We start from the raw sequence: 17,482 nt of genomic DNA on the forward strand, positions 1-17,482 counted from the left end.
ACTGCACCGCGCGTCGCGGCCGGCCCTTGATCGACATCAAGAAACCGGTGGGACCTCCCCGATCAAGAAGGTCTGTGCCTGGCTGCGACCGTCGATGACCCCGACGGTGGACACGATCTCCGGCGCGAAATGCAGGACCGCCACCGCATCGCCGGCCGGACAGTAGACGTGAACCTCCGGATAGCGCTCGGCGACCTGGTGATTCAGTCGATCGATCGTCGCGGGATCGAGGACTTCCCGGATCCGGCCGGACATGGAGACGCCGACCGCGTCGCCGTGAGGGCCGCTTTCCGAACGGATGGCGACGGACGCCCTGGGGTCGCGTTCCGCGTTGGCGAATTTCTGGCTGCAACGGGCGACGATGAAATAGAGATTCAGCCCCTCGTTCAGATAGCCGACCGTCGTCACCTGGGGCCAGCCGTCGGAGCGGTTGAGCGCCAGGCTCATCAGCCTTTCCCGATGCAGCAGGCCCGTGATGGCTTCGACGGCCCGACCGTGGATGGGTGGGGGCGCGGGATCGGTCATCGGTCCGTCTTCAGGGTTTCCAGGTAGGCGATGAGGTCGTCAATCTCGCTGGCGCGGAAAACGTACCCGGGCATGGCGGGGTGGGTGGTCACGAAACCCTCGGCGAAGGCGACCTCCAGCTGGTCCAGGGAATAGCGACCGACGATCTCCCGCAGAGGCGTCGCGTCCGGCAGGGGACTGTCACCCGTCGCCCCGGTCGCATGGCAGGAGGCGCAGACGGTCGAGGTCAGCAGACGACCACGCTCGATCGCCACGGCGGACACGCTGGCGGGCGCCTCGGCTACTGTTCGCTGGGGAATCCGGGGCCCGGAAGCGGAACAGCCGCCGGCGACGAAGATGCAGGCCAGGGCGATGGCTCGGACGATTGCTGACATGGCCTGCTCCAGGATTGTCGGATCGTGGCAGTCAGGTTTGGCCCTGGCCTTGATCCGGATCAAGGCGGGCGAAGCTTTTCCGCGGCCTGCTGTGACCAAAGGAGATTGCGAATGACCTACGCCAGCATGCTTGTCGCCGTCGAAGCCGGAGAGGACAGCGACAGCCGGCTCGAACTCGCCTGCGACCTCGCCATCGCCTTCGACGCCCTGCTCATCGGCGTCTCGGTCGGGTCGATCGCCCCGCCCCTGTATGATCCCCTCGCTGGCGGCGCGATGGTCGGAGAATTGCTGGGCCTCTATCGCGACATGGCCGAAGCGGACGTTGAACGGGCGCGGCTTCGTTTTGCGGAAATCGCGGCCGACCGCGGCCTCGAAACCGAATGGCGCGGCGGCGTCGGCTATCCGGCGGAGTTCGTTTCGCGGGCCGCCCGGGGGGCGGACCTGGTGATCCTCGGCGGACGAAACCGGCGCTCTCCCGATCATTCGCCTGATGTGGCGGACGTGCTGATGGGATGCGGTCGCCCGGTCCTGGTGACCCCGCCGACGCGAATGCGCTCGCCCGTCGGCACGCCGGCCCTCGTCGCCTGGAAAGACGGCCGGGAGTCGCGGCACGCGCTCGCCGGCGCCATTCCCCTTCTGCAACGCGCCTCCGGCGTGACGCTCTTCAGCGTCTGCACGCCCGAGGAAAACGCGCTCGCTGATGGCGAGATGGCCGAGGTGGTCCGCTATCTCGCCCGCCACGAGATCCACGCGGAACCGGTCATCGCCCTCGCCGGCGACCAGCCCGCCGGTCGCCAGATCCTCGACGAAGCCATGGCGCGCGAAGCCGGCCTGATCGTCGCCGGAGCTTACGGCCATGCCCGTCTGCGCGAATGGGCCCTTGGCGGCGTAACCCGCAGTCTGATCGCGGACAGCACCATCTGTCTGGCTCTCGCCCATTGAAGGAAACCGGCGTGACTTTCCGGGCCATTCATACCCACGGCCTTGAATGCGTGACGGCGCCTGAGCGATGAGCCGCCGCATTCTCATCCTCGACGGACATCCCGATCCGGATCCCGCGCGCTACTGCCACGCGCTCGCCGCCAGCTATGCGCGCGGCGCCGCGGGGGCCGGCCACGTCGTGCATCGGACGAACCTTTCGGACCTCGACTTTCCGGACCTTCAATCCGGAAGCGACTGGGAGAGCGGACAGCCCCCGGCGGCGATCCTGGCGTTCCAGGATCAGCTGGCATGGGCCGAGCACATCGTGATCGTCTATCCCCTCTGGCTGGGCGAGATGCCGGCGCGGCTGAAGGCATTGCTCGAACAGGCCTTCCGGCCGGCCTTCGCCTTCGGCGGCAAGGCGGTCTCGCCGGGCGGCGGCAAGCTGAAAGGCCGTTCCGCGCGTATCGTCGTCACCATGGGAATGCCGACGGCCGCCTATCGGGTCTTTTATTTCGCGCACTCGCTGCGCAGCCTGAAGCGCAACATCCTCGCCATGGTCGGCATCGGACCGATCAGGGACACGATCATCGGCGCCGTCGAGACCCGGTCGGACGCCAGCCGAAAACGGCGCCTGGAACGGATGCGTCGAATGGGGGAACAAGCCGCCTAGTCGCTACTCTCGCGCGGGCGACCGCCCGGCACGGCCACGGCTCCCTCGATGGGCGCCAGCCCGGCGACGCTAACGCTTCTTGCCGAGTTCGGCGGCGATGTCCTTGACGTTGCGGCCGGCCTTGCGGTGGGCGGCGGTCAGCTGTTCGCGGGTCACGCCCCAGCGCTTCATCCAGTGTTCGACGGCCTGACGCTCGGACAGGTCCAGCCGGTCCTTGTCGATGAAGCCGCGCTTGTCCTTCAGGCCCGCCATGGTCCGCTCCGTTGCTCCGGGACGAGGTAGCGCGAAACGCGCGCGCGCGCGACCGCCGGAGCCATGCGGAAACAGCATAACTTCGTGTTTCTTGCAAAGAACCGCCCTTAACCCGGCGCGCTTTCATGGGCACAAGGAGCAATCGCCCCTCAGGCCCTATGGATATTCGATGAAAAGAGCCCGGCGCGCCCGCATCGTCGCGACCCTGGGACCCGCCAGCCGGGCGCCCGGCATGGTCAAGGCCCTGGCCCAGGCCGGGGTCGACGTGTTCCGGCTGAATTTCAGCCATGGCTCGCACGAGGACCATGCGGCGGCGCTGAAGGCGGTGCGCGGCGCGGAGCTGGCGCTGAAGCGGCCGCTGGGCGTACTGGCCGACCTGCAGGGGCCCAAGCTGAGGCTGGGCCGGTTCAAGGACGTCGAGATCGACGTCAAGCCGGGCCACAGGATGCGCTTCGACCTCGACGCGACGCCCGGTGACGCCACGCGGGTGCAGATGCCGCATCCGGAAATCTTCAAGGCCCTGCGCACCGGCATGCTCTTGCTGCTCGACGACGGCCGGGTGCGGCTGCGGGTCGGGGAGCGGACCGACGAATGGGCCGACGTCACCGTCGAGAGCGGCTCGAAACTGTCGGACCGCAAGGGCGTGGCCGTGCCCGAGGCGGTGGTGCCGGTCTCGGCCCTGACGCCCAAGGACCGCGAGGACCTGGCCTTCGCCCTGCGCATCGGCGTCGACTGGGTGGCGCTGAGCTTCGTGCAGAAGGCCGAGGACATGGCCGAGCTGAAGCAGATCGTGAAAGGCCGGGCGGCTTGCCTCGCCAAGATCGAGAAGCCCCAGGCTTTGGCGGAACTGGAGAGCATCCTCGACTACTGCGACGGCGTGATGGTGGCGCGGGGCGACCTGGGCGTGGAACTGGATCCCGAGGAAGTGCCGGTGGCCCAGAAGCAGATCATCCGCGCCGCCCGCCAGCGCGGCGTGCCGGTGATCGTGGCGACGCAGATGCTGGAGTCGATGACATCCTCGCCGGCGCCGACCCGGGCCGAGGCCTCGGACGTGGCCAACGCCGCCTACGAGGGCGCCGACGCCCTGATGCTGTCGGCGGAGACGGCCTCCGGCCACTATCCGCTCGAATCCGTCGGGGTGATGAGCCGGATCATCGAAAGGGTCGAGCGCGATCCGATGTGGCCCAGCCTGATGGACGCCGAACACGCCGGCATGGACGACATCGACGCCGACGCCCTGGTGGCCGCGGCCCGCAAGGCGGCCGAGGCCCAGTCGACGGCCTGTATCGTGGTCTTCACCACCCTGGGCGGGACGGCGCGGCGGATGGCGCGGGAGCGGCCGCTGCAGCCGGTGCTGGCCCTGACGCCCAATCCCGACACGGCGCGGCGGCTGGCCCTGGTCTGGGGGCTGGAGACGCGGCTGGGCAAGGAGCCGGCCTCGCTGGAGGACGTCACTGAGGACGCCGTGAACAGCGCGGTCGAATACGAGATGGCCGAGCCCGGCCAGCGCATCCTCATCCTGGCCGGGACGCCCTTCGGCGCGCCGGGGGCTGCGAATCTCCTGCGACTGGCCCATGCTCCGGCCAAGGGCGGCAAGTCGCGCGCCTGATCCTCAAGGATCGGCATGATCAAATACATCGGGTCGAAGCGGGCTTTGCTGACGCAGATCGCGACCGCGGTCCGCGCCGGCCTGCCCGATGGCGGCACGGTGTGCGACCTGTTCTCGGGCAGCGCCCGGGTGGGGCACGCCCTGAAACGCGAGGGGTTCCAGGTCTGGTCGAACGACCACAACGCCTACGCCCACACGCTCGCCACGGCCTATGTGCAGGCCGATCGGGAGCGCTGGCTGGACAAGGCGCAGGCCGTGCTGGCCGAGCTGCGGGCCGTGACCCCCGAGGCCGGCTGGTTCACCAAGGCCTTCTGCGAGGACGCCCGCTATTTCACCCCGGCGAACGGCGCCGCCATCGACGCCATGCGCGACCGGATCGCGGCCCTGGCGCTGGAGCCCGAACTGGAGGCCATCGCCCTGGTCAGCCTGATGGAGGCCGCCGACCGGGTGGATTCCACCGCCGGCCTGCAGATGGCCTATATGAAGCAATGGGCGGCGCGGGCGCTGAAGCCGCTGGAGTTGCGGATGCCCGACATCCTGCCCGGCGTCGCGGCCGGGCCGTGCAAGGCGACCCACGCCGACGCGGTTGAACTGGCGCCGCAGATCGAGGCTGACCTCGTCTACCTGGACCCGCCGTACAACCAGCATTCCTATCTGGGGAACTACCACTGCTGGGAGAGTCTGGTCCTTTGGGACCGGCCCGAGACCTATGGCGTCGCCAACAAGCGCATCGACGTCCGCACGCGCAAGAGCGCCTTCAACAGCAAGCCCGGCATCGCTCCGGCGCTGCAGGCCGTGATCGAGGGGCTGAAGGCGCCGAACCTGATCGTCTCGTTCAACGACGAGGGCTATCTGGCGCGCGACCAGCTGGTGACCATGCTGTCCGGCCGCGGCGAGGTCCAGGTCATCGAGATCGCCCGGCCGCGCTACGTCGGCGCCCGCATCGGCATCCACAACCCGAAGGGCGAGAAGGTCGGGGCCGTGGGCCGGCTGAGGAATGTCGAGTACCTGTTCGTGGTCAGCGAACGCCCTGTCAGCCTGGCTGACGCGGCCTGAACGAGACCGTACGGAACCTGACGGATTCCCGGGCCGTTAGGGCGGCATGGAACAGCTGTCGATGACCCCCGCCCGCCGCCAGTACGCCCACCACGCCTATGGCCGGACTGTCGATGCGTTCGACACCGTGGCGTGGCGTCCGCCCGTGGCGCGGCGGGTCGATGCGCGTCCGGCCAACGACGGATATCGGTCCGAGCGGCCGGGCCCGACACTTCGGGAAGAGTTCGCCTGCCTCCCGGCGTGGCTTCATATCGTCGGCGGCGGCATGATTGCGGCTCTGATGGGCGCGCTGCTGGGCGGCGCGTTGCACATCTAGAGTTCGAGCAAGGCCCGGATCGGAGCCCAGCCGCGCCGGTGCGCGGGGCAGGGGCCAAGGGTCTTCAGCGCTTCCTGATGCACCGGCGCATTGTAACCCTTGTGGCCCGCGAAGCCGTAGCCCGGGTATTCCGCGTCCAGCTCGACCATCAGCCGGTCGCGCGCCGTCTTGGCCAGGATCGAGGCCGCCGCGATCGAAAGCGACAGTCCGTCGCCGCCGACCACCGTCTGGACATCGCACGGCAGTTTGAACCGGTAGTTGCCGTCCACCAGCGCCGCGACCGGTTGCACCTGCAGCGCCTCGATGGCCCGGCACATGGCCAGGCCTGTGGCGTGAAGGATGTTCAGCTCCGCGATCTCTTCCACCGAAGCGAAGCCGACGCCCCAAGCCACGGCGCGGGCCTTGATCTCGATCTCCAGCGCCTCGCGCCGGACGTGGGTCAGGGCCTTGGAGTCGTCGATGCCCGGGGGCAGGTCGTCCGGGTTCAGGATCACGGCCCCGGCCGACACCGGCCCGGCCCAGGGACCGCGCCCCGCCTCGTCCACGCCGCACACAGGGCCGCCGCTGGACTGGATCAGGAGGAATTCGAGACCCAGGGTCGGGAAGACGCGCGCTTCCTTGAGCTTTGCCTTTGCAGGAGTTTTCGCCGGAGTCTTCACCGTCCGGCCATCGCACGAACCGCCTTGTGACGGAAGCATTCGACGCCGTGATCGTTGACCATGCCCACAGCCTGCATGAAGGCGTACACGATCACGGGCCCGCAGAAGGTGAAGCCGCGCTTCTTCAAGGCCCGGGCCATCGCTTCGGACTCGGGGGTCGCGACCGGGCGGCCGTCGCTGTCGGGCCAGGCGTTCTGGATCGGGGCGCCGCCGACGAAGGACCACAGCCATTCGCTGAAATCCTCGCCGCTGTCGCGCACCTCCAGCCAGATCCTCGCGCCCTTGACGGCCGAGTTTATCTTGGCCCGCGAACGGATGATGCGGGCGTCGACCAGCAGCCGTTCGATGTCGGCCTCGCCATAGGCGGCGACCTTCTCAGGATCGAAGCCGTCGAAGGCGTCACGTATCCCTTCGCGCTTCCTGAGGATGGTGATCCAGGCCAGCCCGGCCTGGAAGCCGTCCAGCACCAACTTCTCCCACAGCGCCCGGGCGTCATACTCGGGCACGCCCCATTCATCGTCGTGATAGGCGACGTACAGCGGATCGGTCCCGCACCAGGCGCAGCGGTGGAGTGAGTCGGGCATGGGGGGAGGGTAGCGTCTGGAGAGTAATGTGCGCCGGGATTCCGCGAGTCGGTCCTTTATGTCACTGCGACCCGGGCCATGAAAGAACGGTCAAGGTAAGATTCTCACGGAGGCGCTGAAACAGCGTTCACATAAGGTAGGCATCGTCGATTTCTGCCGGATCAACACGAACGAATCCTTTGAGTTGGTTAATAGAGTAATCAGTAAAGCTTTATTGCAACCGAACAAGCGACGGAACGACGGGGTGGCCGAGCCGTTTGGCATCGGGGCTTGTAGAAGGATTACCATCATGAAGACCCGTTTACTGTTCGCCACCGTAGGCGTAGCCGCTCTCATAGCCGGAGCAGCTTCCGCGCAAGGCCGCCCGGGAGGCACGACCCCCGGCCAGTCGATGCGCCCCTCCGCGCCCCCTTCTTCCATGATGCGTGAACCTCGCGCGACCCTGCCCGACCGTTCGGCCGGCGCGGGCGCCGCGATCAGTTCAACGGCCCGCGCGACGCGAAACGGCGAAGCCGTCCGGTCGGAAGCGCGCGAACGCCGGTCGCCGAATGCGGGGGCCAATCCCAACGCCGCCGCGAACGCCAACGCCAACGCAGGGTTTACCGCGGACGTGGTCGAAACCGACGCTGACGGCCAGGACCGCCGCATCGACTCCCGATCGAACCGGCGCGGACCCGAGCGCGCCAACGCGCGCGCCCTCGAACGGTCCAACGCCAACGCCGGTCTGCGTACAGGCGTCACCGGGCGCCTCAGCGAGCGGGAGGCGCGGGCGGTGACCGCAGAACTCAACCGTCGAAGCCTCGAAGCGTCTCTCAACGTCGGGGCCGAAGTGCGCGCTGATGCACGCTCCGATCGGCAGGCGCCGGACCGCGCCAATGCACAGGGCGTCACCAACTCCAACGGCAACGCCGGCCTACGCGAAGAGTCGACGGAGACACCGACCCCGAGACGGCCGAACTGATCAGGACCGGTCAGCTTCGCGGGAAGGCCGCCTCCTTTGGCGCCCTTCCCGCGATCGGCGGTCATCGTTCGGGAGACGTCAGCCCACCTCGGCGAACGCCCGCACCGGAAACGTTCCGAACGCCTTCACCTTCGGCGGGGCGGCCGTGAAGCGGAAGCCGCTATCGGGCGCCAGTTCGAGCCCGCGCATGTGCTCGCAGATCGGGATGCCCGCGCCCAGCAGAAGCGTGTGGGCCGGGCGCGACCGGGTGCGGGTGTCGTCGATGTTGTGGGAGTCGATGCCGACCAGCGCGGCCCCCGCCTGAACCAGCAGGGCGGCGGCGGCCTCGGTGAGGAACGGGTGGTCCTCGAAATAGGCGTCGGTGCGCCAGTGGCGGGCCCAGCCGGTGTGGACCAGCACCGCCTTGCCGCGCACGTCGAGGTCCGCGAACCGGTCAGCGTCCACCACCTGGATATCGGGGACGCGGACGACGAGGCCGGGCAGGGCGGCGACGCGGTCCAGGCCGACGTCGCTGAGGTCCTCGCCGTCGGCGTAGCGGTGGAAGGGCGTGTCCAGATAGGTGCCGGTGTTGCCGACCATCTCGATCCGGCCGATCTGGAATTCCGTGCCGGCCTCATAGTTGGTGCGCGAGGCCTCGCGGCTCAGGTGGTCGCAGATCAGGGGCGCGGGCAGGCCCTTGTAGGTGACCATGCCGGCCTCGATCGTGTGGCTGAGGTCGATCAGGGGCATGGGCGGCTCCGGGGTGGGGGACGGCGATGATGCGCGAGCGGTTCGCGGGGGTCAAAGCGCTGGACAAGTCACGGCGCAGGTTGAACAACCTTCTTTCCAACAAGGAAGGACTTCTCCCATGCGTATCGCCCTGTTCGCCGCCGCCGCGGCCGCCCTGACCCTGACGGCCTGCTCGCAGCAGACCGAAGAGAACGCCGACGCCACCGCAGACGCGGCCGGCGCCACGGTCGCCTCGGCCGCTGACGACACCGCCGTCAACGCCGAAGCCGCCGCCGACAACGCCGCCGCCGCAACCAACCAGGCGGCCGAAAACGTCGACGCCGCCATCGAAACCCCCGCCGAAAAATAGGCCTTCCGCAGAGAGACGCGCCCGAAGTCCGCTTCGGGCGCGTTTTCGTTCTAGAGCCGGGCCCAGTCCGGCCGTCTGACCGTGATTGCGCGGCCATCCACGGTCAGGGCTCCGTCGATCCGGTCCAGCCGCACCAGCGCCATGGCCGCGCCCTCGCGCCCGCTGAGCACTTCCCCGGCGCGCAGTTCACCGTTCAGCACCTCTGCGCCGAAGGCGGGGGCGGGCCCGTCGAAGGCGATGGGCAGCATGCGGCTCCTGATCGCCCCGCGCCGCTTCATCCGCGAGGTGGTCTCCTGGCCGACGAAACAGCCTTTCTGGAAGTCGATGCCGTTCAGCAGGTCGAAATCGGCCTCGATGGGATAGGTCTTGTCAGACGGAGCGTCGGCCGCCGGATCCGGAACGCCGACGGCCAGGCGATGCGCCTGCCAGTCGTCCTCGGTCGCGTTTGTTTCGACGTCGCCGCCGTAGCGCCGCCCACCGAGGGCGGGCGTGCGCGGGTCGGGGATGAAGCCCTCGGCCTCGCCGTTCCAGGCCGCGAAGACTGCGCCGTCGTCGGCTTCGACCGCGACCTGGGCGCGCAGCCGGTACATGGCCAGCCGATGCACCAGCGCCTCGCGGCGGTCGGCGGCGACGTCCAGCAGGACGCCGTCCTCGAGTCCCGACACGAAGAGGTCGAACAGCAGCCGCCCCGGCGGCGACAGCAGGCCGCCGAACCGCAGCTGTCCCGGGGCCAGGGACTCGACGTCCTGGGTCAGCAGATTGTGCAGGAAGGGCCGGGCTTCGGGACCGGTCACGCGGATCAGGGCGCGGCTGTCGAGTCGGGCGATGCGAGGGGCCATTACGCCTAGATAGGGCGGCGCGCGCCTGTGGACCACACCTGTGACACGCCTGATACGAAGAGAGAATCCGTATACGGTGCATCGATGGCGAGCCGGTTTCCCATTCTGTACATCGCCGAGGCCGACGCGAGCGACGCGATCCTGTCGTCAGGCGTGCTGGCCTATCTGGTCGCCGCCATGCCGCAAGCGACCTTCACGGTGGTCGGCTCACCCAAGAGCGCGCCCCTGTTCGCCGACACCCCGCGTCTCGATCGCCTGATCGTGCTTGAGCGGGACAGCCGGCTGGACTGGCTGGGACTGTGGAACAAGGTGCGGGAGACGCGCTGGGGGCTGGTGGTCGACATGCGCGGCACCACCCTGTCCGCCAAGCTGAAGCGCCAGAAGCGGGCGGTGCGCGGGGCCTGGGAAGCCGGGGTCCATGCCGTCGAACAGGCCGCGCGGGTGTTGCAGCTGGAAGAGGTTCCCGGCCCGAAGCTGTTCGTGTCGGAGGCGACGCAGGCGAAGGCTGACGCGTTGATGCCGGCCGAGGAAGTTCCGATCCTCGCCATCGGACCCGGGGCGGACTGGATGGGCAAGGTCTGGCCGTCGGAACGCTACGCCAAGGTCGCAGTCGCTCTCGTGGGCGACGGCGGGCCGCTGGAGGGCGGGCGGGTCATCGTCGTCGGCGACGACAACGCCCGCGAGGCCGCCCACACCGTGCGACTGTCGCTGCCGCGCAACCGGGTCACTGAACTGCAGGGCCGGTTGAGCCGGCTGGAGACGGTCGCGGCCCTCGGTCGGGCGGCGCTCTATGTCGGGGCCGATACGATCTGGACCGATCTGGCTGTGGCCAGCGGGGTCCCGGTGGTCGCCGCCTTCGGACCGTCGGATGAGGTCGAGCATGGTCCATGGGGCGGGGTCGCCGTGCGCGGCCCGCGCTCGGTCGAGGAATACCGCAAGATCGACCCGAACCTGAACCAGGCCATCCTGCACATGAACGACCTGCCGGCCGAACGGGTGCTGAAGGCGGCCACGAAGCTGCTGGCCGAACACGCCGCGCGCTAGATCGACGGGGCGCGCCGGTCTAAGGGACGCGCATGACCCAGACATACGACCTGATCGTCCGCGGCGGCGAAGTGGCCAACCACGCCGGGCGCGGCATGGCCGACGTCGGCGTGACCGACGGGCGGATCGTCTTCGTCGGCGACCTGTCGCAGGCCAGCGCCGGCGAGATGGTCGACGCGACCGGCCTTACCGTCCTGCCCGGCGTCATCGACACCCAGGTCCATTTCCGCGAGCCGGGGCTGGAATGGAAGGAAGACCTCGAGACCGGCAGCCGCGCCGCGGCGCTCGGCGGCGTCACCGCCGTGTTCGAAATGCCGAACACCGAGCCCAACACCACCGACCCCGACACCCTCGCGGACAAACTGGCCCGCGCCCGCGACCGCATGTGGACCGACCACGCCTTCTATATCGGCGGCACCCACGACAACGCTGGATATCTGGCCGAGCTGGAGCGGCTGCCCGGCTGCTGCGGGGTCAAGGTGTTCATGGGCGCCTCGACCGGCACCCTGCTGGTCGCCGACGACGAGGGCGTGCGCAAGGTGCTGCAGAACGTGAAGCGCCGCGCCACCTTCCACTCCGAGGACGAATACCGGCTGGTCGAACGCCGCCCTCTGGCCCGCACCGGCGACTGGACCAGCCACCCCGAGGTGCGCGACGCCGAAAGCGCCATCATGAGCACGCACCGCCTGGTCCGGCTGGCGCGCGAGGTGGGCGCGCGCATCCATGTGCTGCACGTCTCGACCGCCGAGGAGGTCCGCTTCCTGGCCGACCACAAGGATGTCGCCACCGCCGAGGTCACGCCCCAGCACCTGACGCTGGACGGGGACGAGGCCTACGCGCGGCTGAGAGGCTACGCCCAGATGAACCCGCCGATCCGCAATGCGCACCACATCGCCGGCCTGTGGGGCGGGGTCGAGCAGGGCGTGTTCGACGTGCTGGGTTCCGACCACGCGCCTCACACCATCGAGGAGAAGGCCCGACCCTATCCGGCCTCTCCGTCGGGTATGCCGGGGGTGCAGACCCTGGTGCCGGTCATGCTGACCCATGTCGCCCACGGCCGGCTGTCGCTGGACCGGTTCATCGACCTGACCTCGCACGGCGCCAACCGCGTGTTCGGCATCGCCGGCAAGGGCCGGATGGCCGAGGGCTATGACGCCGACCTGACCATTGTGGACCTGAAAGCAAAGCACACGATCGCCCATGCCGACATGGCCAGCCGCGCCGGCTGGACGCCCTTTGACGGCTTCGAGGCGATCGGTCAGGCCAAGGCCACCATCGTCCGCGGCCGCGTGGTGATGAAGGACGGGGAACTGATCGGCGCGGCCCACGGGCGGCCGGTGCGGTTCCAGGAAACGCTGGGCTAGATCGAGAAGCTGACGCCGCAGCCGCAGCTTGAGGCGGCGTTCGGATTGCGGACGACGAACTGCGCCCCGGCCAGATCGTCGACGAAGGCGATCTCCGAGCCCTTGAGGAAGGGCAGCGAGACGGCGTCGACCAGCGCCGCCTGACCCCCGGCTTCGATGCGGATGTCGTCAGCCTCGGCCGCCTCGACCAGTTCGAACCGGTACTGGAAGCCCGAGCAGCCGCCGCCGTCGACGGCGACGCGCAGCATGACTGTATGGCCCTCGTCCCGGCTCAGCGTCTCCAGCCGCCGGGCGGCGGTTTCGGACAGGGTCAGGCCGTGACCGCCGGCGGACGGCGATATCTGGAATGCGGGGACGGATTGGACGGTGCTCACAGGGGCCTATATGAGGCGCGGGTGGCCGATCGCAAAGGCCCGCAGCCGAATGAGCAGCCGACGTTGATCCCCGAGCGCGCGCCCTACGCCGAATACCCCGAGCACAGCCGCGGCAGGCTGACGCCCGAGCCGATCAGCCGCACGCGCAACGCCTATGCCCGCGACCGCGACCGGATCATCCACGCCACGGCCTTCCGCCGCCTGAAGGAGAAGACCCAGGTCTTCGTGGCGCATGAGGGGGATCACTACCGCACCCGCCTGACCCACAGCCTCGAGGTCGCCCAGATCGCCCGCTCGCTGGCCCACGCCCTGCGGCTGGACACCGATCTGGCCGAGACCGTAGCCTTGGCCCACGATCTGGGTCATCCGCCGTTCGGTCACGCGGGCGAGGACGAGTTGCAGGCGCAGATGGAGCCGTGGGGCGGGTTCGACCACAACGTCCAGACCTTCCGTGTCGTGACCCGGCTGGAGCACCGCTATCCCCAGTTCGAGGGGCTGAACCTGAGCTGGGAGACTGTCGAGGGGGTGGTCAAGCATAACGGCCCGGTGTCCCACCGCCTCGACGAACCGGCGTGGAAGGCCATCGCCGACTATGCGCCGGGCTGGGACCTGCGGCTGGGCACCTTCGCCTCGCTGGAAGCCCAGGCGGCCGCCATCGCCGACGACATCGCCTACAACAACCACGACGTCGACGACGGCGTTCAGGCGGGTCTGTTCACTCTCGACGACCTGTCGAAGGTGCCCCTGATCGGCCCGGTGCTGCACGGCGTGCGTAAGGACTGGCCGGACATCGACGAGCGGATGATCCGCATCGAGGCCGTGCGGCGCATGATCGGAGTGATGGTCGAGGACGTGCTGGCCGAAACCGAACGGCGCATCGAGGCCGCGAACATCCGGTCGTCCGAGGACGTGCGCGTGGCCGACCGGATGCTGGTGGCCTTCTCGCCCGCCATGCTGGCCGACCTGGGCGTGCTGCGCCAGTTCCTGTTCGAGCGGATGTACCGCCACTATCGCGTCAACCGGACCCGCAGCCAGGCGCGGCGCCTGCTGGCCGAGATGTTCCAGCTGTTCATGGCGGAACCGGCGACCCTGCCCCCGGAATGGTCGGGCAAGGCCGGGGTTGAGGATCGGGCGAAACGGGCCCGGGCGGTGTGCGACTACATCGCCGGCATGACCGATCGCTACGCCATCGAGGAACACAAGAAGCTGTTCAGCCTCGACCTCGCCCTCGACTTGTGATTCGAAAGGGGGGCGGGGGCAGGTAGGATGAAGTTCGGGCGCGCCGATTCGCGCGGCCCGGCTGGAAGGCGCGGTCATGTCCCACGAAGATCCCTATCGTCCGAACCCGGGCCGCGATCCCGGCCATGATCGCGGCGCCTATACGCCGCCCACAGACGACGACCTGCCGTTCAATCGCGGCGGCTATGATCCACGCCGGGGTGGCGGGGGAGGCGGCGCCAAGGCCCCGCCGATGACGCTGCTCATCTCCGGGATCGTACTGGTCCTGCTGATCGTCGCGGTGGTGGTCTATTACCGCGCCGGACCGCGCTCCTCGAACGACGCCCCGCCCGCCGTGGGGACGCCGGTCGGCGAGATGAAGGCCGAGGCCCCGCTGGACGCACAGCCGATCGATCCGGAAGCCGGCATCGACGTCTATTCCGACGCCGAGGCGCCGACCGCCGCCCCGACCTTCACCCCTCCGCCCGAGACCGTTCAGCCGCGCCCGGCCCCGGCCGCGATCGAGCCGGCGGCGCCCGTCGCGCCCCGTCCAACGCCGACCGCGCCTCCGGCTGAAAAGGCCGAACCGCGTCCCGCGCCCGCCGTTGGCGGAACCTCCGGCGTCCAGATCGGCGCCTTCTCGACCCCGAGCCTGGCGGACCGCGAGTTCGCCGCCGTCGTCGGCCGTTATCCGCAGTTCACCAGCGGCGCCGACAAGCGGGTGCAGGAAGTGACCGCGTCCAACGGTTCGACCGTGTACCGCACCACCGTCACGGGCCTCAGCCGCGAACAGGCCGTCGGCCTCTGCAATGCGATCAAGGCCGGCGGCGGCGACTGCTTCGTGCGTTGACACGCGGATGACGTCCGCCGCGATCTACGGCTGCAGCGGCCATCGGCTGGCGGAGGCGGAAAAGGCCTTCTTCGCCGACGTGCGGCCGTGGGGTTTCATCCTGTTCCGGCGCAACGTCGACAGCCCCGAGCAGATGCGGGCCCTGACCGCCGAACTGAGGGACTGCATCGGCGACCCGGCCTGCCCGATCCTGATCGACCAGGAGGGCGGTCGGGTGCAGCGGATGGGGCCGCCGCACTGGCGGAAATATCCGCCGGGCGAAGCGTATCTGAAGGCGGCTGACGATCCTCTGGCGGCGCGCGAACTGGCGCGTCTGGGCGCCCGGCTGATCGCGCATGACCTGCGAGCCGTCGGCGTCAACGTCGACTGCGCCCCGGTTCTGGACGTGCCGGTTCCGGGCGCCCACGACATCATAGGCGACCGGGCCTATGCCCATGACCCGGCGACGGTGGCGCAGCTGGGCCGCGCGGCGGCCGAGGGCCTTCTCGCGGGCGGCGTTCTGCCGGTGATCAAGCACATGCCCGGCCACGGCCGCGCCTTCGCCGACAGTCACCACGCCCTGCCGGTCGTGCACGCCGATCTGGCGACGCTGGACGGCTGGGACTTCGCTCCGTTCAAGGCGCTGTCGGACATGCCGCTGGCCATGACCGCTCACGTCGTCTTCGACGCGATCGATCCGAAGCGGCCGGCGACGACCTCGAAGAAGGCGGTGCGCCTGATGCGGGATCGCCTCGGGTTCGGCGGTCTGGTCATGACCGACGACCTGTCGATGAAGGCTCTGTCGGGCACGCTGCGCGAACGCGCGGAGGCCTCCCTGAAGGCCGGATGCGACGTCGTTCTGCACTGCAACGGCGATCTGGACGAGATGCGCGAGGTCGCGGAGGGCGTCGGCAAGCTGAAAGGCCGGTCGGCGAAACGGGCCGGGGCGGCCATGGCTCGCATCATCCAAACGCCCGAACCGCTCGATGAGCCCGAGGCCCGCGAGCGGTTCGCCGCACTGCTGGCCGGAAAGCTCGACGCCGCGCGCGGCCCCGACGTCGGCGAGGCCCAGGCCTGATCCGATGACCGACGCCTTCCAGCCCAATCTGGACTTCACCGCCGCCGAACAGGTCGACGAGCGCGAGGCGTTCGTGGTCGATCTGGAAGGGTATGAGGGCCCGCTGCACGTGCTGCTGGCGCTGGCGCGGACGCAGAAGGTCGATCTGCTGAAGCTGTCGATCACCAGACTGGCGGAACAGTATCTGGCCTTCGTCCACGAAGCCCGCCGGCGCAATTTCTCGCTGGCGGCGGACTATCTCGTGATGGCGTCATGGCTGGCCTATCTCAAATCCCGCCTGCTGCTGCCGCGCACCGACAAGAAGGACGAGGAGCCCCCGGCCGAGGAGATGGCCGCGGCCCTGGCCTTCCGGCTGCAGAAGCTGGAAGCCATGCGCAAGGCGGTCGAGACCATCACCAGCCGGCCCCGGCTGAAGCGCGACGTCTTCACCCGCGGCGATCCCGAGGCGACGGTTATCGTCCCGTCCGACCGGATCGACGCCAGCCTGTACGAACTGATGGCCGCCTATGTGACCCAGCGCCGTCGCGAGGGGCAGCGCCAGTACAATCCGGGCCAGCGCGTCGAGGCCTTCGGGCTGGAGGCGGCGCGGGACTGGCTGCGGGACATTCTGCCCCGGCTGGAGCAATGGACGCCGCTGGAACAGGTCGCGCCCGCCCACAGCGGAACCGAGGGTCCGACCCAGTCCAGCTTTACCGCCTCGACCCTGTCGGCCAGTCTGGAGCTGGTCAAGGAAGGGGCGATGGATGTGAAACAGGCCGAGGCTTTCGCCGAGCTCTATCTGAAGCGGCGCGGACGCGGTCAGCCGCTGGAGTTGATGCCGTGATCCAGGTCACACACCCTTGCTTGCCGTCATCCTCGGGCTTGACCCGAGGATCGGAGGCGGCCGCGGACTGTGCGTTCGGGGCGGCCCCGAGACCTGGCCGAAATCCCCTTCACCGCGCACCGGATGGTCTGATCCTCGGGTCAAGCCCGAGGATGACGGTCGGAAGGGAGGCGGGACGGGCATGATCCAGTTCGCCCCCGATCACGGAGAGATCGAGCGCCGCGTCGAGGCCCTGCTGTTCGCCGCGGCCGGCCCGCTGTCGGCGGCCGAGATCGGGCGGCGCCTGCCCGAGGGCGCCGACGTCGGCGGGGCTATCTCGGCCCTGCGCGAGCGCTATCAGGGCCGGGGGGTCGAGCTGGAATGCGTCGCCGACCGCTGGCGGTTCCGCACGGCCGCCGACCTCGGCTTCCTGATGACCGAGGAGCGCGAGGAGCCGCGCCGGCTGTCGAAGGCCGCGCTCGAGACCCTGGCCATCATCGCCTACCACCAGCCCTGCACCCGCGCCGAGATCGAGAGCGTGCGGGGCGTCTCCCTGTCCAGGGGCACCCTGGACCTGCTGCTGGAGATGGGGTTCGTGAAGCTGAAGGGCCGGCGGCGCACGCCGGGCCGGCCGGTCACCTATGCGACGGCGGACAAATTCCTCGAGCATTTCAGCCTCGCCAGCCTGTACGACCTGCCCGGCGTGCAGGAGATGAAGGCGGCGGGCCTGCTGGACCTGTCCATCCCCGTCGGCTTCGAGGTCCCGGACCCGTCGCGGGCCGGCGATGACGATGACGCGCCCTTGCTGGAAGGCGCCGATGACGCGCCCGAGTTCGCGCAGGACTTCGTGGCTGAGGACTGATCGAAGCGGTAGCCGGGGAAGTTGAAAGCCTGCGCGGGTTGTTTGTCTGAGTTGCGGATATTGA

General features: G+C 69.2%; 22 protein-coding genes. 14 read left to right on the forward strand and 8 right to left on the reverse strand.

Features of this window, described 5'->3' with window-relative positions; all coding sequences use genetic code 11:
• Positions 1 to 36: 36 nt before the first annotated feature.
• Both ASD59_RS04190 and ASD59_RS04195 read right to left on the reverse strand, forming a co-directional pair.
• Entirely contained in the window at positions 37 to 525 is a 489-nt protein-coding gene (locus tag ASD59_RS04190; RefSeq protein ID WP_235561713.1) for a pyridoxamine 5'-phosphate oxidase family protein, read from the reverse strand.
• Positions 522 to 899, reverse strand: coding sequence for a c-type cytochrome (locus ASD59_RS04195; protein WP_156376921.1), 378 nt, complete (start codon positions 897 to 899; stop codon positions 522 to 524). The genes ASD59_RS04190 and ASD59_RS04195 overlap by 4 nt, the downstream gene beginning before the upstream one ends.
• A 111-nt stretch (positions 900 to 1,010) precedes the next feature.
• On the opposite strand from ASD59_RS04195, the gene ASD59_RS04200 reads away from it, so the two are divergent.
• The gene (locus ASD59_RS04200; RefSeq protein WP_055828747.1) at positions 1,011 to 1,841 is read left to right on the forward strand and encodes a universal stress protein; all 831 of its coding nucleotides are present in this window, start codon (positions 1,011 to 1,013) and stop codon (positions 1,839 to 1,841) included.
• A 67-nt stretch (positions 1,842 to 1,908) separates the two neighbouring features.
• Positions 1,909 to 2,493 carry an NAD(P)H-dependent oxidoreductase gene (locus ASD59_RS04205; RefSeq protein WP_055828750.1) on the forward strand — a complete coding sequence of 195 codons (585 nt, stop codon included), beginning with the start codon at positions 1,909 to 1,911 and terminating at the stop codon, positions 2,491 to 2,493.
• Positions 2,494 to 2,562: 69 nt separating this feature from the next.
• Here the strand turns inward: ASD59_RS04205 and ASD59_RS04210 are convergent, their stop codons facing one another.
• The gene (locus ASD59_RS04210) at positions 2,563 to 2,745 is read right to left on the reverse strand and encodes a DUF3606 domain-containing protein (RefSeq protein ID WP_055828753.1); all 183 of its coding nucleotides are present in this window, start codon (positions 2,743 to 2,745) and stop codon (positions 2,563 to 2,565) included.
• 169 nt (positions 2,746 to 2,914) lie between these two features.
• Here ASD59_RS04210 and pyk point away from each other — a divergent pair, with 169 nt between their 5' ends.
• From pyk to ASD59_RS04225, 3 genes are all read left to right on the forward strand, one after another.
• Positions 2,915 to 4,354: a pyruvate kinase gene (gene pyk, locus ASD59_RS04215; protein WP_055828755.1), complete on the forward strand. Its 1,440-nt coding sequence runs from the start codon at positions 2,915 to 2,917 to the stop codon at positions 4,352 to 4,354.
• Between the two features lie 15 nt (positions 4,355 to 4,369).
• Complete coding sequence (locus tag ASD59_RS04220; protein WP_055828758.1) at positions 4,370 to 5,410, forward strand: DNA adenine methylase; 1,041 nt, start codon at positions 4,370 to 4,372, stop codon at positions 5,408 to 5,410.
• A 61-nt stretch (positions 5,411 to 5,471) separates the two neighbouring features.
• Positions 5,472 to 5,726 carry a hypothetical protein gene (locus tag ASD59_RS04225; RefSeq protein ID WP_235561714.1) on the forward strand — a complete coding sequence of 85 codons (255 nt, stop codon included), beginning with the start codon at positions 5,472 to 5,474 and terminating at the stop codon, positions 5,724 to 5,726.
• Here ASD59_RS04225 and ASD59_RS04230 read toward each other — a convergent pair.
• Positions 5,723 to 6,424, reverse strand: a complete 702-nt coding sequence (locus tag ASD59_RS04230) for a ribonuclease HII (protein ID WP_082560036.1) — start codon at positions 6,422 to 6,424, stop codon at positions 5,723 to 5,725. The two genes, ASD59_RS04225 and ASD59_RS04230, sit on opposite strands and share 4 nt — an antisense overlap.
• Complete coding sequence (locus ASD59_RS04235) at positions 6,382 to 6,969, reverse strand: DNA-3-methyladenine glycosylase I (RefSeq protein ID WP_055828764.1); 588 nt, start codon at positions 6,967 to 6,969, stop codon at positions 6,382 to 6,384. The genes ASD59_RS04230 and ASD59_RS04235 overlap by 43 nt, the downstream gene beginning before the upstream one ends.
• A 289-nt stretch (positions 6,970 to 7,258) precedes the next feature.
• On the opposite strand from ASD59_RS04235, the gene ASD59_RS04240 reads away from it, so the two are divergent.
• Complete coding sequence (locus tag ASD59_RS04240) at positions 7,259 to 7,930, forward strand: hypothetical protein (protein ID WP_235561715.1); 672 nt, start codon at positions 7,259 to 7,261, stop codon at positions 7,928 to 7,930.
• A 78-nt stretch (positions 7,931 to 8,008) separates the two neighbouring features.
• On the opposite strand, the gene ASD59_RS04245 is transcribed toward ASD59_RS04240, so the two are convergent.
• Entirely contained in the window at positions 8,009 to 8,659 is a 651-nt protein-coding gene (locus tag ASD59_RS04245; RefSeq protein WP_055828770.1) for a cyclase family protein, read from the reverse strand.
• Between the two features lie 118 nt (positions 8,660 to 8,777).
• Here ASD59_RS04245 and ASD59_RS04250 point away from each other — a divergent pair, with 118 nt between their 5' ends.
• Complete coding sequence (locus ASD59_RS04250) at positions 8,778 to 9,008, forward strand: hypothetical protein (RefSeq protein WP_055828773.1); 231 nt, start codon at positions 8,778 to 8,780, stop codon at positions 9,006 to 9,008.
• 50 nt (positions 9,009 to 9,058) lie between these two features.
• Here the strand turns inward: ASD59_RS04250 and ygfZ are convergent, their stop codons facing one another.
• Positions 9,059 to 9,847 carry a CAF17-like 4Fe-4S cluster assembly/insertion protein YgfZ gene (gene ygfZ / locus ASD59_RS04255; protein WP_055828776.1) on the reverse strand — a complete coding sequence of 263 codons (789 nt, stop codon included), beginning with the start codon at positions 9,845 to 9,847 and terminating at the stop codon, positions 9,059 to 9,061.
• Between the two features lie 84 nt (positions 9,848 to 9,931).
• On the opposite strand from ygfZ, the gene ASD59_RS04260 reads away from it, so the two are divergent.
• Together ASD59_RS04260 and ASD59_RS04265 are read left to right on the forward strand one after the other, a co-directional pair.
• Complete coding sequence (locus tag ASD59_RS04260; RefSeq protein ID WP_055828778.1) at positions 9,932 to 10,891, forward strand: glycosyltransferase family 9 protein; 960 nt, start codon at positions 9,932 to 9,934, stop codon at positions 10,889 to 10,891.
• Between the two features lie 32 nt (positions 10,892 to 10,923).
• Positions 10,924 to 12,255: a dihydroorotase gene (locus ASD59_RS04265; RefSeq protein ID WP_055828781.1), complete on the forward strand. Its 1,332-nt coding sequence runs from the start codon at positions 10,924 to 10,926 to the stop codon at positions 12,253 to 12,255.
• On the opposite strand, the gene erpA is transcribed toward ASD59_RS04265, so the two are convergent.
• A complete protein-coding gene (gene erpA, locus ASD59_RS04270; RefSeq protein ID WP_082560037.1) occupies positions 12,252 to 12,629 on the reverse strand; it encodes an iron-sulfur cluster insertion protein ErpA in 378 nt (125 codons plus the stop codon). The genes ASD59_RS04265 and erpA overlap by 4 nt on opposite strands.
• Before the next feature lie 21 nt (positions 12,630 to 12,650).
• Between erpA and ASD59_RS04275 the strand changes: the two genes are divergently transcribed.
• The 5 genes from ASD59_RS04275 (at position 12,651) to scpB (ending at position 17,418) form a co-directional block, all read left to right on the forward strand.
• The gene (locus ASD59_RS04275; RefSeq protein ID WP_055828785.1) at positions 12,651 to 13,868 is read left to right on the forward strand and encodes a deoxyguanosinetriphosphate triphosphohydrolase; all 1,218 of its coding nucleotides are present in this window, start codon (positions 12,651 to 12,653) and stop codon (positions 13,866 to 13,868) included.
• Positions 13,869 to 13,944: 76 nt separating this feature from the next.
• Entirely contained in the window at positions 13,945 to 14,697 is a 753-nt protein-coding gene (locus ASD59_RS04280) for an SPOR domain-containing protein (RefSeq protein ID WP_055828788.1), read from the forward strand.
• Positions 14,698 to 14,704: 7 nt separating this feature from the next.
• Positions 14,705 to 15,754: a beta-N-acetylhexosaminidase gene (nagZ, locus tag ASD59_RS04285; protein ID WP_055828791.1), complete on the forward strand. Its 1,050-nt coding sequence runs from the start codon at positions 14,705 to 14,707 to the stop codon at positions 15,752 to 15,754.
• Between the two features lie 4 nt (positions 15,755 to 15,758).
• A complete protein-coding gene (locus ASD59_RS04290; RefSeq protein ID WP_055828794.1) occupies positions 15,759 to 16,577 on the forward strand; it encodes a segregation and condensation protein A in 819 nt (272 codons plus the stop codon).
• A 181-nt stretch (positions 16,578 to 16,758) separates the two neighbouring features.
• Positions 16,759 to 17,418, forward strand: a complete 660-nt coding sequence (gene scpB, locus ASD59_RS04295) for an SMC-Scp complex subunit ScpB (RefSeq protein WP_055828797.1) — start codon at positions 16,759 to 16,761, stop codon at positions 17,416 to 17,418.
• Positions 17,419 to 17,482: the final 64 nt, after the last annotated feature.

Source organism: Brevundimonas sp. Root608 (assembly GCF_001427825.1).
GTDB lineage: Bacteria > Pseudomonadota > Alphaproteobacteria > Caulobacterales > Caulobacteraceae > Brevundimonas.

Bases quoted from the DNA above. Each gene is read 5' to 3' on its own strand.
- ASD59_RS04190 (WP_235561713.1), bottom strand. From the start codon at position 525: ATGACCGATCCCGCGCCCCCACCCATCCACGGTCGGGCCGTCGAAGCC.
- ASD59_RS04195 (WP_156376921.1), bottom strand. From the start codon at position 899: ATGTCAGCAATCGTCCGAGCCATCGCCCTGGCCTGCATCTTCGTCGCC.
- ASD59_RS04200 (WP_055828747.1), top strand. From the start codon at position 1,011: ATGACCTACGCCAGCATGCTTGTCGCCGTCGAAGCCGGAGAGGACAGC.
- ASD59_RS04205 (WP_055828750.1), top strand. From the start codon at position 1,909: ATGAGCCGCCGCATTCTCATCCTCGACGGACATCCCGATCCGGATCCC.
- ASD59_RS04210 (WP_055828753.1), bottom strand. From the start codon at position 2,745: ATGGCGGGCCTGAAGGACAAGCGCGGCTTCATCGACAAGGACCGGCTG.
- pyk (WP_055828755.1), top strand. From the start codon at position 2,915: ATGAAAAGAGCCCGGCGCGCCCGCATCGTCGCGACCCTGGGACCCGCC.
- ASD59_RS04220 (WP_055828758.1), top strand. From the start codon at position 4,370: ATGATCAAATACATCGGGTCGAAGCGGGCTTTGCTGACGCAGATCGCG.
- ASD59_RS04225 (WP_235561714.1), top strand. From the start codon at position 5,472: ATGACCCCCGCCCGCCGCCAGTACGCCCACCACGCCTATGGCCGGACT.
- ASD59_RS04230 (WP_082560036.1), bottom strand. From the start codon at position 6,424: ATGCTTCCGTCACAAGGCGGTTCGTGCGATGGCCGGACGGTGAAGACT.
- ASD59_RS04235 (WP_055828764.1), bottom strand. From the start codon at position 6,969: ATGCCCGACTCACTCCACCGCTGCGCCTGGTGCGGGACCGATCCGCTG.
- ASD59_RS04240 (WP_235561715.1), top strand. From the start codon at position 7,259: ATGAAGACCCGTTTACTGTTCGCCACCGTAGGCGTAGCCGCTCTCATA.
- ASD59_RS04245 (WP_055828770.1), bottom strand. From the start codon at position 8,659: ATGCCCCTGATCGACCTCAGCCACACGATCGAGGCCGGCATGGTCACC.
- ASD59_RS04250 (WP_055828773.1), top strand. From the start codon at position 8,778: ATGCGTATCGCCCTGTTCGCCGCCGCCGCGGCCGCCCTGACCCTGACG.
- ygfZ (WP_055828776.1), bottom strand. From the start codon at position 9,847: ATGGCCCCTCGCATCGCCCGACTCGACAGCCGCGCCCTGATCCGCGTG.
- ASD59_RS04260 (WP_055828778.1), top strand. From the start codon at position 9,932: ATGGCGAGCCGGTTTCCCATTCTGTACATCGCCGAGGCCGACGCGAGC.
- ASD59_RS04265 (WP_055828781.1), top strand. From the start codon at position 10,924: ATGACCCAGACATACGACCTGATCGTCCGCGGCGGCGAAGTGGCCAAC.
- ASD59_RS04280 (WP_055828788.1), top strand. From the start codon at position 13,945: ATGTCCCACGAAGATCCCTATCGTCCGAACCCGGGCCGCGATCCCGGC.
- nagZ (WP_055828791.1), top strand. From the start codon at position 14,705: ATGACGTCCGCCGCGATCTACGGCTGCAGCGGCCATCGGCTGGCGGAG.
- ASD59_RS04290 (WP_055828794.1), top strand. From the start codon at position 15,759: ATGACCGACGCCTTCCAGCCCAATCTGGACTTCACCGCCGCCGAACAG.
- scpB (WP_055828797.1), top strand. From the start codon at position 16,759: ATGATCCAGTTCGCCCCCGATCACGGAGAGATCGAGCGCCGCGTCGAG.